The organism is Indiicoccus explosivorum (assembly GCF_002167005.1).
Classification (GTDB): Bacteria; Bacillota; Bacilli; order Bacillales_A; family Planococcaceae; genus Indiicoccus; species Indiicoccus explosivorum.
Map to the genome: position 1 here is coordinate 48,898 of NZ_NHTN01000022.1, position 16,347 is coordinate 65,244.

Sequence of the window (16,347 nt, forward strand, 5' to 3'; positions counted from 1 at the left end):
ATTGGAGGTTGAACACATGGAAAACAAATATGAATGGAGCGCTTTGGTTCTGAGATTGGTATTGGGGATGACGTTTTTTGTACACGGACTGGTGAAGTTCCAGGGCGGGATTGAAAACACCGTGGGCTGGTTCACGAGCATCGGGCTGCCCGGGGTTCTCGCATACGGCGTCGCTTCGCTGGAAGTAGCAGGCGGCATCGCCCTGGTCCTGGGGCTGTTCACCCGTTGGGTCTCGGGTTTGCTGGCTGTGCTGATGATCGGAGCGATCCTGAAAGTGAAACTGGCAGTAGGCTTTTTGGGGAATGGCCAGATGGCCGGTTATGAACTGGACCTGGCATTTTTGGCGATGGCCGTCTCACTGGCGATCACCGGTTCCAAGGCATTCGCGCTGGACGGGTACTTCGCCAACGAGCGGAATACCGAAAAAACGGTCTCCGCGCACTGATTTTACTGCAAGACTGATGGACCAAACAGGCATTACTTCACTTTAAGGAGTAATGCTTTCTTTCATTTTCTGACGAGAGGAGGAGGGCCATGCCGATTATTCACGTCACCCTTCTGGAGGGGAGAGAGCAGCAGGCGATCGAAACGTGTATCCAGCAGGTTACACGCACTGTCCACGAGTCGCTCGGAGCACCTCTTTCGAGCATTCGGGTCATAGTGAATGAAGTGCCTCGGAACCGCTACGCGGTTGGCGGCACGCTGAAAAGTGAAATACCGGATTAAACGAAAGAAAACGGAGGGAGAGGAAAATAGATGGAGAAAACAGCACTTCGCTCAAATGTCCTTTCGGTCTTGGAAGAGAAAATGCGACTGATCGATACGGAAGACGGGGCCATCCATTTAGTCGGGCCGGTCCGGCTTCCGGTGAACTTATACGGCCAGACCCTCAGTTTCGAGTGGTACTGCTGGCTGAACGACGAGGGAGGGACTTCCGGTTACCATGAAATGATTGAAAAATTATCGACTGCGGATCTCGCTGAACTGCAGCAGTCCAGTGTGCTGGTCTATGGGGATTTCGCTGATGCGGATGATGCCCTCATCCGGATGCATTCCATCTGCCATACCGGGGATATCTTCGGGAGCAAGCGGTGCGACTGCGGCTACCAATTGAAGCAATCGATGAACAGGATCGCTGAACATGGCGCAGGCGCCCTGTTTTACTTGGCTGGCCATGAAGGGCGGGGCATTGGGCTGTTCACCAAGGCATTGGCTTATCTTCTGCAGGAAAACGGGTTTGATACGGTGGAAGCCAACGAGCAGCTCGGATTTGTGGATGACTCGAGAAACTATTCTGATGCGGTCCATGTGCTGAAAGCCCTAAGAGCCAAGCCGGTGACCTTGATGACGAATAATCCCAAAAAAATTGAAGCACTGGAGGCGGCCGGACTTGAGGTTACGAAGAGACAGCCGCTCTGGGGAGATGTATCTGAATACAATGAGCACTATCTCCAAACAAAGATTCAGCGTTCCGGTCACTTGGAGGAAAAAGACGGGATTCAGGCGGTCGAGGAAACAAAAACATCCTGAATGGCAGATCGCACGGATCACTTGGCACCACAATACCGGACAGCGGCTAAGAGTCACCCGCTGTCCGGTTTTTTCTGTCCCCGCAATCTTTTCAAGTGCGTATTCTTGGCAATGTCCATCACAGCACGGACGACCATCAGGAAACTGCCGGCGATGAAAAAGGAGATGGCAAACGTCTGGTGGTCTTTCGAGAGGAAGAGCACACTGCCGATCAGAAACAATATGCCGAGGAGGAGATTATTCAGATTGGACAGCACCTGATACCGCTGTTCAATGATGATTTCATGATTTCCTGCATCGATCTGGAGGCTTTTCTGTTTTTTCCGGATGTCCATGTCTTCTTCTCCTCCTTTTCAATGTGCAGCGAGACTAGCGGAAAAGAATCGAGATTCCCATAGTCTTACATTACCATAAGCTGTGAACTGATTTACCTCGTAAGCATGTATGGGGTCATGATTTGAGCTATAATTTAATTGTCAGTTGGCAATGTTTGGTTTTCATAACAGTGATATATATTGAGTCATAAACCAGTAAAAGACGGGAGTGAGAGGGTTGATAAAAGGGCTTTATGAGGCACATTTGCCAGTGAAAAAAACCTTGCTGAATCCATTGAGTTCTATAAATAATTGGATTTGGAAATAGCGTATCAAAAAGAAAAATCGGCTTTTTTCTGGATTGAAAAAGGGGAAAGCTGGATAGCTTATGGGAAACAGATAAAGCAGAAACGCCATATCACCCTTCCTTAAGGCATATTGCATTCCGAGCGGACATAGAAACCATTGAAAAATTGCTGTTTTCTTCCGAGCACTATGGAATAGAATTCGTGGGAATCGGTTTAACTAATAAGCAAAAAGAGCATTTCTGCAAAGCACTTCCTAAAGATAGTAGTAATTATGAATGGTAAGTGTTACATGCTTAAGTTACTTGCTGGTCCCCCTGTCTATGAAGGTGAATATCCACACTTTAAAATCTTTAAGAACTCATTTTATTTATCAGGAATGAATTTTTCGAAAGAGGGGTTTGAATAACATGAAAAAGAAGGCGTCGGTTGTTATAGGGGCTATGGTACTTATTTCGGTAATAGTTTTCTTATCCATTCGGCTGTACGATATGCACACTGATAAGCAACTTTATCAGCGAGCAGTCATATATGGATATGAGGATACATTGCGGGATTACGAGGTATTGCTGCAAGTACAGCGTGACATCATTAGTGAAGAAGATGAAGAAATTCAGGAACGACTTATAGATTTATACCGCAAACTTTCGTTTGAAATGAACCCTCAGCATAATACTGGGGAATTGCTCAAACTCTTCTACGCGCAGAATAACCCTGATTCGGCTGTCGCGGATTATGATATCCGGGATATACTTGTTCCGTTTTCTCATACCTTGGAAGGAGAGGGAGAAGAAGACTGGGTAAGAGCCGCGAATGACTTTGAAGAAGCGATAGAACAAATGCGAGAAGAACTTGAAGTGATAAAAGCTGAATTGGATTTACCGCCAGATGAAGCTTAAGTGGAACCTAATAGAATAAAATTCAACAACAGCACAACTCCTCTTATAATTACCATTGCTATGGCCATTAGGCAGTTGTTGAATTTCTGGTCCGGCAAGGCACAGGTAGGGATATATAGAGCTCAGCAAGGAGATATCATTTTTGCTCGCCATTGTGGTCCCGATAATAAACCGGTCATTCCCGCTGAATGTCTAGCTGACAGGGGAGAATACAGTAACCGGAACGGTTCTGTGCCAGCATATCAGGGCGATCGATACACAGGCCAGAGATGCTGAATTCAGGGAAAAGGCAGCGGCAGATACACTCAGCAAAGTGCTGGAGATTTTGCCAAAGCTCTTTTAAGCGCTCAGTGCCTGCGAAGAGCAACGTCCCATGTATCAGGAACACTTGGAAGGGTTCCTCTGACTGGTTTGATGGTTTTTGATTCGGACTAACACAGGTTGTTTGGATTGGGGGTTAAGAAATGCCGAAATGCACCAACTGTCATCACCGATGGACCTGGAAAGAAACGCTGAAATCGTCTTTCACGCTGGATACCGGTATGGAATGTCCGTATTGCGGCAGCAAACAGTACTTGACGAGGAAATCGAGAAAACGGATCACCGGTTTCGGGCTCATCGGACTGCTTCCGCTCGTGCTGACCGCTTTTTTCGATTTTTCTTTAGGCACCCTCGTCGGCCTGTTTTTCCTTATCCTGATAACGCTTTTAATTTTTGTCCCGCGCCTGACAGTACTGACGGGCGGAGAAGAAGGGGCGCTGTATTGATTTCTTTCTATCCATATGAGCCGCTGTACCGGTACTTCTCGGTTTTTCTGAAACGGAGCGGGCGGAGAAGCAGTTGTAAAACGCGCCGCTTTCCACAGTGGCCCGACTCGTGTAAACTGTAAAAAGCTACAGCGAATGCACAGTCCGGAACGAACATCCTACCGCCGAAATCAAGGCGGGGGGAGCGTTCCGCAAAGGAAAGGAATCGGTTTTAATCATGAAAGAGAATTTCTGGCAGGATCTGCCGCGACCGTTTTTTGTATTGGCGCCGATGGAAGATGTGACGAACGTGGTGTTCCGCCATGTGGTGGCGGCTGCTGCGCGGCCGGACGTATTTTTCACGGAGTTTACGAATACGGAAAGTTATTGCCATCCTGAAGGCATTTACAGCGTCCGCGGACGCCTGACGTTTACCGAGGACGAGCAGCCGATGGTGGCGCATATTTGGGGCGATAAACCTGACCACTTCCGGGACATGAGTATCGGAATGGCCAAAGAGGCCTTTAAAGGCGTCGATATTAACATGGGCTGTCCGGTGCCGAACGTTGCATCGAAAGGGAAAGGCAGCGGGCTGATCAATTACCCGGAAACAGCAGCGGAAATTGTTCAGGCTGCAAAGGCAGGCGGACTGCCGGTCAGTGTGAAAACCCGACTCGGCTATACGAGTGTGGAAGAATGGAGAGGCTGGCTGACACACCTGCTGAAGCAGGACATCGCCAACTTGTCGATCCATCTGCGCACGCGGAAAGAAATGAGCGCGGTTCCGGCGCATTGGGAACTGATTCCGGACATTATGGCGCTCCGCGATGAAGTCGCGCCGGACACGCTGATAACGATCAATGGGGATATTCCCGACCGCCAGAAAGGCCTTGAACTCGCTCATGAATACGGCGTCGACGGTGTCATGATCGGGCGGGGGATTTTCCATACCCCGTTCGCATTTGAAAAAGAGCCGAAAGAACACAGCAGCAAAGAACTGTTCGATCTTCTTCGGCTGCATCTCGACTTGCACGATAACTATTCGACGGACATTGAACCGATCGCCTTTAAGCCGCTCCGCCGTTTCTTCAAAATTTATGTCCGCGGCATCCGGGGAGCCGGAGAACTCCGTAACCAGCTGATGCACACCGAATCGACGGATGAAGTGCGCGTGCTGCTGGATGAATTTGAGAGCAAATCGAATTTAGCGGAATTGGCAGCAAAGTAGAAACTGGTTGAAAACGTCAATGAAAATTCATTAGGAAGAACAAAAAGAGAGAAACCTTGCGGTGATGAGGTTTCTCTCTTTTTGTTTAATGAAATCGCGCATGCGCAGCTGATGCCCTCGGATTCAGAAAAGCTTTTTTCATCGAACGCTCTTTTCTAAAAAGAGGTAGGCTACCGCAGCCAGCAGCAATAGGCGGTTCTGTCCAACGCCTGATCCTTCATTCAAATAAACGATATCGTTATCCATGTCCCGGAACAGCCCGGTCAGTTCGTGCGGAAAAAATCCGTTATCGAACCGGACTGCATGCCTGCCGTCGGTATCCAGAAACGAAAAATCCCCGGAAAAGTTTTTCAATTCCCCCGAGAGAATCACTTCACCCGCTGAATTCTTCACCACACCTTTTGTTTTTGCCAGACTTTTGAAATCCTCTTGAATATACATGCCCAACTGAATGCCGTGTGGGTCGTTGATGGCAACAGCTGACCGTTTCAGTCCTTTCCGCTTCAGCGTCAGGAGGAGTCTGCCGCCGGAGCGGTACAGGCCGTAGGTGACCGGCAGCAGCATCACCAGGGAATCTTTGAAAATGAAACTGAGCGGATAGAACAGAACCGGCACATTCATCGGTTTCACTTCGCCCATGGATTCTCCTGTTCTACTGAACAGCAGGAGTTTCGGGAAGAAACCGGGATCGCGTTTGATGATCAGGTGGTCCAGTTCTTCAATCGGTGTCCCTGATTCCGGGATGGGAATTTTCTTAGAGTCATTTAACTTATTCCTGCTTGATGCAGAAACGGCAAGCAGCACCACTCCGGTCACTGCGATCATAGATACGTTCAGCCAGTCTTCAGGAGATTCTGGCGGTTCTGTCAAAAGAAGAACCGCCGCAATGCCGAACACGGCCACGGCAGCCCAAAATGCCGCTTTCATGCGGCGGGCGTACATCTCGGAAAACATGCGATCACTCCAGCTTTTAGTGTTTCTTCTTTTTCTACGGGTGAGTTCTCTTTGGCGTTTCAAAAAAGTGGACAGCATCCATAAAAAAAGCTGAACTTCGGGGAGGCAGCTTTTTCCTGTTCAACAGACTGGATCTGCGCAGTATTCATTGCGGCGCATAAGGTTTGGCAAGATAGATGAATCCTTTCCTTGAAACGGTGAACTGGCTGACCGTTTGGCCGGTATTCCGGTCGACCGGCGGCTTGTCCAGCGTGTAGGCAGACTCTCCTGTCAGCTCGAAACGTGCTTTCTCCAGTTCGTTCAGCTGGGCGTCGACAGTGATTTCCGCGGTGAGCGCTTCGTTCGGATGGCCGTTGAACAGCAGATGCGTCCTGAGCGCCGTATGGGGTGAAATGTGGAAAAGGATAAATAACAGCCCGATCAGAACGAGCAATGAAAAAAGTGAGCGCATGACTTGCCTCCTGGACGTTTGGTTCCATTGTATATCTTTTGAACCAGTAAAGGGAAGGGGTTTTGGAAAAAACAGGGGATAATGGCTTGTGGAAAGTACTGTCGGCAGTTGCGCGCTAAAAAGCTGTCAGTTCCAACGGAGTGACAAACTAAAAAAACAGACCAGGCGCAGTGCCCGGTCTGTTTCCGTATCTTCCTTTATTACATTCTGCCGTAGCCGGCGAAGTGGTCGCCCCAGTACGGGCCGTAGACGCTGTCGATGCCGACACCGCCGCCATTGGCAGAGACCATTTTCCCGCCGCCGATGTAGATGCCGATGTGCGAGATGCCCGCTTTGTAAGTGCCTGAGAAGAAGACGAGATCGCCAGGCTGCGGATTGCTCACTTTATCCGCCATGTTGTAATAGCCTTGGGCGTTTGTGCGGGAGACATTGTGACCCGCCTGGTTCAGCGAGTGATAAATGAAGCCGCTGCAGTCGAAGCCGGCAGGGGTCGAACCGCCCCAGACGTATGGCACGCCGACGTAGCGTTTTGCGACATCCGCCACTGCGGAATACGCATTCGTCGTGAACTGCGATTTGACTTGCGGAGCGGCTGCAGTTGCAGCACCGCTTGTCTCAATGGTCTGCCCCGCATAGATCAGGTGACTTGAAATGCCGTTGATCGCCTGCAGGCTGTTTACAGTCGTTCCGTATGTCTGGGCGATTTCCCACAGTGTATCTCCATAGCTTACTTGATGAGTGGCTGCGCTCGCCGGTGCGGCGGCTGCAGATGACAGGGCGACAGTGGCAGTAAAGGCGAGTAGTGCTTTCTTTGTTTTTCTCATTCTCATTTCCGCTCCTTCAAAACGTAAATCCGTTTAGTAGTTGTCCGTGCCTCGTCAGTAAAAACCATATGTGGTGTTGCCAAAAATTCATCTTTCGTTTGAAGCCTTGCTCAGTGTATCATGGCTTTTCGGAAAATAAACCGATGTAATGGCTTTGTGAGTGCTTTCTAATCTTTTTGTTACAGTCTGTGATGTTTTTAATTTTGTGTAATACAGGGCTGAAGCCAATAGCCTCAGCGGATGAGCATGGTTGGCAGAAGCGGAACGGGGATTTTCCTGTAACATAGGAAAACCGGAAATCGGCCCGATTCTGCTGTCCGGCATGTGGTTTTCCAGACCGGCGGCTGGCGGCTGCAGGCCGAATTGGTTCCACTCATGCCTTTTCGTGGTACAATAGCGGTCATCACGCAATGGTGCGGAAGGAGAAGGACGATGATTAAAAAGAAAAAATGGATGTTGAGTTTAGCTCTGAGCGGATCCGTGGCATTGCTCGCGGCTTGCGGAGGAGCAGAAGAGACGGCGGAAGAACCCGCAGAGGTAGAAGAACCGGCAGAGGCGGAAGAGCCTGCAGAGGCGGAAGAGCCGGTTGAGGAAGGGACAGAAGAAGAAGCGGAAGCCCCGGCAGTCCCTGAGCCGGACTTGGAAGGAATTCCTGACGTCGTGGCTGAAGTGAACGGCGAAGAGATCACACGGGAGGAATTCGAGTCCGTGTACACAGCGCAATTCCCGCAAATGGCCATGCAGGCGCAGCTGACCGGCCAGGAAGTGGATCAGGACCAGCTGAAACAGCAGCTGGCGGAAAGCTTGATCTCCCAAGAATTGCTTATTCAAGAGACGGCCAATCAGGAACTGACCGCTTCCGAGGAAGAAGTGGATGCGGCGCTGACTGAACTGGCGGAGCAGAATGGACTGGCTTCAGCTGAGGAGTTCCTGACAGCGCTGGAAGAGCAGGGGCTGTCTCCGGAAGAAGTCCGGGCCCAAGTGGAAACGCAAGTGAAAGTGGAGAAACTGATCGCCGAAGAGACGGGTGAAATCAATCCGACAGAGGAAGAACTGCAAGCGCTCTATGACCAGATTCAAGCGCAGCAGGAACAGGCGGGCGGCGGAGAACTTCCGGCTTTTGAAGAAATCAAACCGGATCTGGAACAGCAGATCATTCAGCAAAAAGAACAGGAAGCCATACAGAACCTCGTCGCGGAACTTCGTGAAACTGCCGACATCACCGTCAATCTTTAATGAATCTGATACGGCAGCTAAAAAACAGGCAGCGGAAATCCGCTGCCTGTTTTTTCGCGTGCAATCAGTCAACAGCACTGGCGCTCGCCGGCTGCTTTTTCCTCTTCCGAACGTTCCGGCGGCGGACAGCAGTCCGTGTCATTCCGCTTCACTTCTTTGATTTCAACCGCACAGCAGCTTTCCTCTTTGTTTTCTCCGAACAGTTTGATGAACAGATCCATGGGAAACACTCCTTATAATTAGATTAGGTAAAACAGGAATCCGGATAATGTAGCCATCGTGATGACGGACACAATGAACGCAGCGACGAGCCGCTTTTGGAAAATGCTGTTCAGAAGCGTCACTTCAGGCAGGCTTGCACCGGCAGACGAGATCATGAGCGCCATGACCGGGGCGATGGCCATCCCTTTCGCCAGCAGTATGGCGGAGACCGGAACCATGGCGGAGAGCCGGATGTAAAGCGGAATGCCGATGACTGCAGCAAGCGGCACCAGCCACCAGGATTCTTCGCTGAACAATCCGGCCAGCCATTTATCCGGGACGGCCCCTTGGATCACCGCCCCGATGGCGGCACCGGCAAGCAAGTAGGGAAAGACCGACCGCATCAGCTTCACCGTTTCATTCCATGCATGTTTCAGATTGAATGTCCCAGGTGCCGGATGGTACCCGTTCAACACGACTTCTTTCACGCCGGATTGGAAACCGAACTTCTCGAGTGCAAAACCGACTGCGACCGACAAGGTTCCTGCAATGACCGTATAGGCAATGGCGACTTTGACACTGAGCATGACGGCCATCAGCGTGATGATGGTCGGGTCGAGCACCGGCGAGGCGAATAAAAACACCATGACGACACCGAATCTGACGTTTTTCTGCAGCAGAGTGACCACAACGGGAATGGTCGAACAGGAACAGAACGGGGTAATGAACGCGATCGCAAGTGCAGCAACGGAACCCGTCATGAAATTCCGCCCATCCAGCAAGCGGTTGAGTTTGTCGAACGGCATGATTCCCTGCAGGACATTTACAAGGAACGAAATAGCGAAGAACAGCACAGCCAGTTCAGCCGCGAGTGAAATGAAACTTTCCAGCGCCTGGACAAACACGGAATCACCTCCTTTATTTATTTGCAGTATGCAAGTATTAGCGGAAAAAGATCACCCCGGGAAGGGGGTGCAGCAACGATCCGATTTCAGCATGGCGTTATTCAGCAGCTGAATGGAGCGGAAGACCGTTTCCTGTTCTTCTTCACTCAACTTATCAAAGACATCTTTCAGGTATGCGTTCATTTCAGCGTCGATCCTTGCCGCGGTCTGTCTGCCTTCAGTCGTAAGGGACAGCAGCTGGATGCGCCGGTCATCGGGGTTCGGCGTCTTTTTGACAAGTCCCAGCTTGATCAGGGCCTGGACTTGCCGGCTGAAGGTGGTGATGTCCGTTCCGAGCGTTTCAGCCACTTGCTGCATGGACGGGGCATGCTGCCGTTCGATTTCAAAAAGGATCGAGCTCTGGATGGGCGACAGGTCATGTTCATCCGTCCGGCAGCAATTTCGGTTCAAAAAACCTAGGCGCCGGGTCATGATTTGAATTTCTTCGCGAAGATCGTGCATCGGTGATCACCTCTGATTCAGTTATACCCCATTAACTTGCAATATGCAAGTATTTTATTTCAGAATTAGGGTTACATCAATATGCAAGAGCCATCGGTTATCCGAAAGCAGTTGAAAAAGCGAGCGGCAGATGATGTGAAAGAGAACGAAAAAAAGCAACCCACCCTTTGAGTTTTCCCGGCTCCTAGGTGGGTTACTTTCTCACGTTTGAGGGCCATTACCGGACCGTATCCTGCAGCCGTCCAATGCACCACATTGGGCGGTTATTATTATTCTCTAGTTTCAGTATACCACTGATGTTCAAGGATTCAAACACATGCAGGCAGGTGGCAGTTATCCGTCATACGAAACGGCGGCTGGGGACTGTAATGAAACAAAGAGCAGCGGAATTGACAGAAAAATTACAGCGAGCAAATAATAGACGAAAGATGGATTAGATGACATTGAAAATCAAACCATAGCGCAGATCCGGATACGAAATGCAACGGGAATCAGAGAGCTTAACGAAGCTTGGTTGAAAATAGCCAGCGGATTGGCAAGTCAGAACGGCTTGTGATCCGCAAGCATTGAAAGTTTATCCGGACGCAATCTTTTGAGTAAATTCAATATGAATACAATGAAATAAAAGCTGTGGAAACAGATACGATAAATCCTTTGGAATACACAAAACTGACGATCAGCAAAAAACAGCCGGATTTCCCGAAAAACCGCTTTTGTCTCACTATTAAAAGTATACTTATTAAACGAAACGTTACTTCCTATAATTTATATTATGTAAACTAAAAATAATTTTCGCTTGCTGAGTGACTCCGCACTGCCGCGGCATCCCTTCTATTGCCGTGCTCACTGTCTCTGCATTTGCTGTGTATCCATATACCTTCATTTCTCCAGTGCCCGGTGATTTGAGCGCATTGAAAGTAAAACCCCATTGCTGTCCGTTTTTGCAGATCGTATGGTTCATTGCAGAACCCATAAATTAAACGGCTGCAAATTTCATCGGTCACTTCATCACATTAGGTATTTCTGCTCGTGTAGCTGTCCGGAGACTTTTAGCATTAATCCGCTGTTTTCATAAATACTAGCCATGCGCCCATAGTTTCTTACTAACATATAACAACATTCCTCGCTAACATATAACAACATTCCTCGGGTTTTTGCTGAACTGGATTAGACACCTTCACCATCATTTATTCTGCCTAATAAATCTCAAGAATATAGCCGGCCCCAAAAATACGGCAGCCGGCTACTGTTAATTGCTCATGTCCTGCTCATGGACAAAATCCGTGAAACCGCACTTTCAGCGGACCGGATGGCACCTTCGAGATGACCGCTGTACTGCGGATCGGTTTCAGTGCCGGCAAACAGCAGTTTCTGTGCCCATTCGCCTTCAACCATTGGCTGTCCATAGGTCCCGTAAGCTTTAATCGGGCTCAAGTCTTCTTCCGATGCAGTATCCGCATCCGCCGACCAGTCTTTGTATAGGATCGCTTCCGGATTTCCTGCTTCCTCGCCAAAAACTTTCACGAGCTGAGCAAGAACAAGCTCTTTCACTTTCTCTTCTCCCAACGCTTCCCGTGCTGCTGCCGGGGTTCCGAAGAAACCGAAAAGCGCACCCGCCCCCTGTTCAGGAGAAGCGTCATAGATCTCTTGCAGCGGCCCGACGGAGCTCAGAACAAATCCGGAGACGCCGGTTTCCCGCCAGAATGGGCGGTCGTAAACTGCGACCGCTTTGGCCTGTTCAGCCATCCATGTAGGCTTATTTTCGATATCGCGCAATAAATCCCGAGGAAGTGAAGGGGAAAATGCGATGTATTTGGCCGTCAGGCGGGGCGGCATCGCCAAAATGACGGCCCGTGCCTGGATGGATTCGGTTTTACCGTCAGCACGGACAGCTTCGACGATGACATTCCCTGTTTCATTCAGCCGGACTTCGGTCACCCGGGTCTCCAGCTCGATCGTGCCTGGCGGAAGTGTCGCAGCCAGTGCGTCGATGAGTGACTGGACCCCTCCTTTCAGCCGCATCCGTCTGTCTTCGGCGTATCCTTGGAGAATGCAGCGTTCCGGCGGCTGGGTCTGGAACCGTTCCAGCAGCACTTCACCTTCGTTATACTGATCGAACGTTTCAAGCTTCAGTTCGTCCACAAGAGATGCGATTGCATGCTCGCCGGGCCAGAACCAAGTCGGTCCGAGGTCGAACCGTCCCAATTCAGGGCTGTCCGGAACTTCCGTGCTCAATGCTCTGCCGCCGATCCGGTCTCTGCTTTCCAAGACCCGGCAATCGATTCCCTGTTTTGTCAGCAGGAATGCTGCATGGAGTCCGCTGAGCCCCGCACCTGCAATGATGACTGGATTATTCATAGGCTGCCTCCTTGGATGATGGAATGGATTCATTGAATTATATCGTGCACAGGGATACAAAAAAAGAAACGAAAAAAAGGGGATGCCAAATCCCCCTTCTTCTACTGCTTCAGCAGCCGGGACACCGTCTCGTTGATGAACTTGCCGTCTGCTTTCCCTTTCAGTTTCGGCATGATGACTTTCAGCACCGCCCCTTTGTCGGAAGGGCCGGTCGCTCCGGTTTCGGTGATGACTTCCCGGACGGCCGCTTCGACTTCCGCCTCGCTCATCTGCTCCGGCAGATAGCGGGACAGTTCGGTGAGCCGTTTTTCGAGTTTGTCGATGACAGCTGCATAATCCCCTTCGGCTTTCTGGTATCCTTCAAGTTCTTCTTTCGTCTGTTTGACTTCGCGGCTGACGACCGTCACTTCCTCATCGGCCGATAATGGGCCTTTTGAATTGATCTCTTCGTTCTGCAGAGCGGATTTGAGCTGGCGGAGAGTCGCGAGCCGCTCTTTGTCCTTCGCTTTCATGGCTTCCTTAATATGCTGGTCAATGTCCGATTTGATCGTCATGGCTGTCTGTCCTTCCATTTGGTAGTCGGTTCAATCCGCTGTCTCCAGTGTAGCAGAAACGGCGCTCAGTTTTTATTCCGGTATAAGTAAAGCGTGATCGGGGCGAAAATGGCGGTCATGACCACCGAGACGATCAGGACCCAGAGCACATCCCCCGCCGTTGCCGTTCCGTGCATGAGTCCGCGGACCGCCGTGGCAAGGAGGGAGATCGGATTGATTTCGACAAATCCCTGGAGCCATGACGGCAATGTTTCTGGTGCGACAAAGACGTTGCTGACGAAGGTCAGCGGCATCAGGACCATGAAGCTGATCATCATCAAGGTTTTTTCCGAACGGACGATCAGTCCGAAAACTGTCCAGATCCATGAAAAGCTGAATGCGAACACCAGGATCAGCAAAACGGCACTGAAGAGGCCCATCGCCCCTCCTTCCGGCCGGAACCCGAGCGCAAACCCGAGCGCGATCATGATGGCGGAAGCGATGGTGTACCGGATGACATCCACGAGCAGCGCGCCGACCAGCGCCGACGGCAGCCAGATCGGCAGTGTGCGGAACCGGTCGAAAATGCCTTTCCGGATGTCGTTGTTCAAATCGATTCCCGTGTAGATGGTGATTTGGGCAACGGTCATGACCAGGATGCCGGGAAGCAGGAACTGGAGGTAATCGGCGGTCGACCCGGCAATCGCACCCCCGAACAAGTACGTGAACATCAGCAGGAAAATGATCGGGAAAACCGTGACATCGAACATCTGCTCCGGCACATGCTTGATCCGAAGCAGCGCCCGTGTGGCGAACGCGGCAGTAGAAGCCGCGGCATTCGGCCGGGCGGGCCGGTTTCCGGAAGCGACCGCCGCGTGCAGCCGCGCGTCCGGATTGTCGGTTTCCCTCCGTTCAATAACGTCCGTCATCAAGATTCCTCCTCGGTGTGCGCGTCCGGACTCACAGATTGTCCGGTCAGTGTCAGAAACACTTCATCGAGACTCGGTCTGCCGAAAGAAAAATCACTGACCGCAATCCGTTCCCTGGCCAGCTCGCCAAGCGCTTCCGCTGCGAGGGAAGGGTCCTCGACCTGCGCCGTCAGGGCGGACGGGTCGCCTGCACTGAAAACAGCCATCGCCAGGCGTTTTTCGAGAATGGCCGCTGCCCGGTCCCGGTCATCCGCATTTGCCAGCTCAACATGGAATGTGCCGCTGCCGACCGATGCTTTCAATTCGGCGCTGGAGCCTTCCGCTATGATCTTTCCGTCATGGATGACCGCAATCCGGTCCGCCAGCTGATCCGCCTCCTCCAAGTATTGCGTGGTGAGCAATACCGTCGTCCCGGCCCGGACCAGTGTCCGGATAATCGCCCACACCTGATTCCGGCTTCTCGGGTCGAGCCCTGTCGTCGGTTCATCCAGAAACAAGAGATCCGGCGTCACCACAATACTGGCGGCGATATCGATCCGCCTCCGCATGCCGCCTGAATAGTTTTTCACTTGCCGCTTTGCCGCGTCTTCGAGGCCGAACGCCCGCAGCAATTCGTCCGCGCGCCCTTTCGCTTCCCGCCGGCTGTAGCCCATCAGCCGCGCCATCAGGATGAGGTTTTCAATGCCGGTCAAATCTTCATCGATGGAGGCATACTGGCCCGTCAGGCTGATGCGGTTCCGGATGTCATCCGCTTCCCTGGACAGGTCATGACCGAAAATCCGGGCGGTCCCGCCGTCCGGTTTCAGCAATGTGGCGAGCATTCGGATGGTCGTCGTTTTCCCTGCTCCGTTCGGTCCTAAAAACCCGTACACCGTCCCTTTCCTGATCGCCAGGTCGACGCCGTCTACGGCGCGATGCTTGCCGAAGACTTTGACGAGGCCATGCGCTTCAACCGCCCATTCGGTCTCCGGTGATGCTGTTTGCAGTCCTTCCATTCCGATCACCTCTGATTGGTTATCAATAAAACCAGACAGCAAAAAAGGAACACTTGTTCTATATCAGCATACGCCTTTCATCATTCCGGCGCAAGTTAACTGTCTGAAAAATCAGCGATTTTATTCCCTGAAACTAGCTGCGGAATGCAGCGAAGTCAAACTCCCGCGACCTGGTTCCGTGCGGGTGCCAGTGTCAGACCCGCAGCAATCCGCGGAATCCCCGGGCGGCATAGTAAGAATCCGCTCCGTTATGGTATGTGAAGACCCGGCCGTAGCGCCGGTCGCAGAAAAGTGCCCCACCGAGTTTCCGGACATCATCCGGCGTCCGGATCCAGCTCGATGTCTTCTTATCGAATTCGCCGAGTGTCTGGAGGGCGCGGTATTGTTCTTCCGTCAGCAGATCAACGCCCATTTCCGCAGCTATTTGGAGCGCACTGAATTCCGGTTTATGTTTTTTCCGCGATTCCAGCGCTTCCTGGTCGTAGCAGCAGCTCCGCCGGCCTTTTGGGCTTTCCGGCGAGCAATCCATGAAGACCGGCTCATCGGCCGCATCCGGGAGTCGGATGACATCGGGTTCCCCTCCGCTTTGTTCCATTTCATGCAAAGCCATTAATTTTTCCGGCGCCGCCTCCAGCCGGTCCCGGATGTCCGTCCACTCGATTCCTTCGTGACGGTGCATGTTCTGGTTGAAACGGGCTTCCGCCGCCCGCAGCAATTCTTCCCGCTGTTCCGCCGTCAGTCCGCTTCCGTGTCCATCATTCATTGCCATGTCGATCCCCTTTCTGTTTCCAGTCTTCTCTAAGTGCTTGCACGATGAAAAAAAGTCCGGCCGCGCTTACCAGGGCGGCAAGCGACAGCGGAAGTGTCCCCACTTCCCTTAAAGCGGTGCCAAAAATGCCATATCGGGTGTCCCAGCTTGTGTTCATAATCACTTCTGAATAGACCGCCGCCGCGACCAGTGACGATCCGTACACGACGGCTCCGGTCAGCAGAAGCAGCAATCCTGTCACAGCTTTCTTCACAGTGGACTCTCCCCCTTTGTATGTACACCGTTCAAATCCAGCCGAGCAGGCTGCCGGTCAAAAACGCCAGAAGAAAGCAGCTGAATGAAAAATAGATAGCTCCTATTCCTTTCCTGCCGCACCGGACGCTTTCGATCCCGTACAGGAGGAACATCACCGCAAGGAGCGGATAAGCTGCCATGAAACTGATTCCCTCCATGACAAGGCTCCCGATGTACAATGCGAGGACCGCCACTGCTAGCGTGACATTGATTTTCCGGATCAAGTCATCTCCCCCTTTTCTTCGCTTCCGTCTGACATGGTCTCACTTAGTTAAACTCTACCATAGTTCGGTGAAACCGCAGGCCGTTCTCTCGACAACTTCCCTTATTCTCGCCATAATGGGACATATGTCCTTTCGGCGGTTTTCTCGATTC

General features: G+C 51.5%; 21 protein-coding genes. 7 read left to right on the top strand and 14 right to left on the bottom strand.

The window, feature by feature from the left end; all coding sequences use genetic code 11:
* Positions 1 to 16: 16 nt before the first annotated feature.
* From CCE92_RS07650 to CCE92_RS07660, 3 genes are all read left to right on the top strand, one after another.
* The gene (locus CCE92_RS07650) at positions 17 to 445 is read left to right on the top strand and encodes a DoxX family protein (RefSeq protein WP_088006927.1); all 429 of its coding nucleotides are present in this window, start codon (positions 17 to 19) and stop codon (positions 443 to 445) included.
* 89 nt (positions 446 to 534) lie between these two features.
* Positions 535 to 726, top strand: a complete 192-nt coding sequence (gene thmT / locus CCE92_RS07655) for a 2-hydroxymuconate tautomerase (RefSeq protein ID WP_088006928.1) — start codon at positions 535 to 537, stop codon at positions 724 to 726.
* A gap of 30 nt (positions 727 to 756) precedes the next feature.
* Positions 757 to 1,530, top strand: coding sequence for a GTP cyclohydrolase II (locus CCE92_RS07660; protein ID WP_088006929.1), 774 nt, complete (start codon positions 757 to 759; stop codon positions 1,528 to 1,530).
* A gap of 53 nt (positions 1,531 to 1,583) precedes the next feature.
* On the opposite strand, the gene CCE92_RS07665 is transcribed toward CCE92_RS07660, so the two are convergent.
* On the bottom strand, positions 1,584 to 1,865 hold the full coding sequence (locus tag CCE92_RS07665; protein ID WP_088006930.1) for a YrhK family protein: 282 nt from the start codon (positions 1,863 to 1,865) through the stop codon (positions 1,584 to 1,586).
* 694 nt (positions 1,866 to 2,559) lie between these two features.
* On the opposite strand from CCE92_RS07665, the gene CCE92_RS07675 reads away from it, so the two are divergent.
* From CCE92_RS07675 to CCE92_RS07685, 3 genes are all read left to right on the top strand, one after another.
* Positions 2,560 to 3,048, top strand: a complete 489-nt coding sequence (locus tag CCE92_RS07675) for a hypothetical protein (protein WP_088006931.1) — start codon at positions 2,560 to 2,562, stop codon at positions 3,046 to 3,048.
* A 464-nt stretch (positions 3,049 to 3,512) separates the two neighbouring features.
* Positions 3,513 to 3,815, top strand: coding sequence for a TIGR04104 family putative zinc finger protein (locus CCE92_RS07680; protein WP_088006932.1), 303 nt, complete (start codon positions 3,513 to 3,515; stop codon positions 3,813 to 3,815).
* Positions 3,816 to 4,032: 217 nt separating this feature from the next.
* Positions 4,033 to 5,022 (top strand): tRNA dihydrouridine synthase, encoded by a 990-nt coding sequence (locus CCE92_RS07685; protein ID WP_088006933.1) that lies wholly within the window; start codon positions 4,033 to 4,035, stop codon positions 5,020 to 5,022.
* A gap of 138 nt (positions 5,023 to 5,160) precedes the next feature.
* On the opposite strand, the gene CCE92_RS07690 is transcribed toward CCE92_RS07685, so the two are convergent.
* The 3 genes from CCE92_RS07690 to CCE92_RS07700 form a co-directional block, all read right to left on the bottom strand.
* On the bottom strand, positions 5,161 to 5,976 hold the full coding sequence (locus CCE92_RS07690; RefSeq protein WP_088006934.1) for a hypothetical protein: 816 nt from the start codon (positions 5,974 to 5,976) through the stop codon (positions 5,161 to 5,163).
* 145 nt (positions 5,977 to 6,121) lie between these two features.
* Positions 6,122 to 6,427 (bottom strand): YjcN family protein, encoded by a 306-nt coding sequence (locus tag CCE92_RS07695; RefSeq protein WP_088006935.1) that lies wholly within the window; start codon positions 6,425 to 6,427, stop codon positions 6,122 to 6,124.
* A 200-nt stretch (positions 6,428 to 6,627) separates the two neighbouring features.
* Positions 6,628 to 7,251, bottom strand: coding sequence for a C40 family peptidase (locus CCE92_RS07700; protein ID WP_162287833.1), 624 nt, complete (start codon positions 7,249 to 7,251; stop codon positions 6,628 to 6,630).
* Between the two features lie 432 nt (positions 7,252 to 7,683).
* On the opposite strand from CCE92_RS07700, the gene CCE92_RS07705 reads away from it, so the two are divergent.
* Positions 7,684 to 8,487, top strand: coding sequence for a SurA N-terminal domain-containing protein (locus CCE92_RS07705; RefSeq protein WP_088006937.1), 804 nt, complete (start codon positions 7,684 to 7,686; stop codon positions 8,485 to 8,487).
* 68 nt (positions 8,488 to 8,555) lie between these two features.
* On the opposite strand, the gene CCE92_RS16040 is transcribed toward CCE92_RS07705, so the two are convergent.
* The 10 genes from CCE92_RS16040 to CCE92_RS07750 form a co-directional block, all read right to left on the bottom strand.
* On the bottom strand, positions 8,556 to 8,708 hold the full coding sequence (locus CCE92_RS16040; RefSeq protein ID WP_164474944.1) for a hypothetical protein: 153 nt from the start codon (positions 8,706 to 8,708) through the stop codon (positions 8,556 to 8,558).
* 18 nt (positions 8,709 to 8,726) lie between these two features.
* Complete coding sequence (locus tag CCE92_RS07710) at positions 8,727 to 9,593, bottom strand: permease (protein WP_088006938.1); 867 nt, start codon at positions 9,591 to 9,593, stop codon at positions 8,727 to 8,729.
* Positions 9,594 to 9,644: 51 nt separating this feature from the next.
* Entirely contained in the window at positions 9,645 to 10,094 is a 450-nt protein-coding gene (locus tag CCE92_RS07715; protein ID WP_088006939.1) for a MarR family winged helix-turn-helix transcriptional regulator, read from the bottom strand.
* A 1,257-nt stretch (positions 10,095 to 11,351) separates the two neighbouring features.
* Complete coding sequence (locus CCE92_RS07720; protein WP_088006940.1) at positions 11,352 to 12,452, bottom strand: flavin monoamine oxidase family protein; 1,101 nt, start codon at positions 12,450 to 12,452, stop codon at positions 11,352 to 11,354.
* A 101-nt stretch (positions 12,453 to 12,553) separates the two neighbouring features.
* Positions 12,554 to 13,006, bottom strand: coding sequence for a GatB/YqeY domain-containing protein (locus tag CCE92_RS07725; RefSeq protein ID WP_162287834.1), 453 nt, complete (start codon positions 13,004 to 13,006; stop codon positions 12,554 to 12,556).
* 65 nt (positions 13,007 to 13,071) lie between these two features.
* Positions 13,072 to 13,914 (bottom strand): ABC transporter permease, encoded by an 843-nt coding sequence (locus CCE92_RS07730; RefSeq protein ID WP_088006942.1) that lies wholly within the window; start codon positions 13,912 to 13,914, stop codon positions 13,072 to 13,074.
* The gene (locus tag CCE92_RS07735) at positions 13,914 to 14,909 is read right to left on the bottom strand and encodes an efflux ABC transporter ATPase subunit, DrrA-related (protein WP_088006943.1); all 996 of its coding nucleotides are present in this window, start codon (positions 14,907 to 14,909) and stop codon (positions 13,914 to 13,916) included. The genes CCE92_RS07730 and CCE92_RS07735 overlap by 1 nt, the downstream gene beginning before the upstream one ends.
* A 193-nt stretch (positions 14,910 to 15,102) precedes the next feature.
* Entirely contained in the window at positions 15,103 to 15,678 is a 576-nt protein-coding gene (locus CCE92_RS07740) for a DUF4256 domain-containing protein (RefSeq protein WP_241535921.1), read from the bottom strand.
* Positions 15,665 to 15,931, bottom strand: a complete 267-nt coding sequence (locus CCE92_RS07745) for a phosphatase (RefSeq protein WP_088006945.1) — start codon at positions 15,929 to 15,931, stop codon at positions 15,665 to 15,667. The genes CCE92_RS07740 and CCE92_RS07745 overlap by 14 nt, the downstream gene beginning before the upstream one ends.
* 31 nt (positions 15,932 to 15,962) lie before the next feature.
* A complete protein-coding gene (locus tag CCE92_RS07750) occupies positions 15,963 to 16,196 on the bottom strand; it encodes a hypothetical protein (RefSeq protein ID WP_088006946.1) in 234 nt (77 codons plus the stop codon).
* Positions 16,197 to 16,347 lie beyond the last annotated feature (151 nt).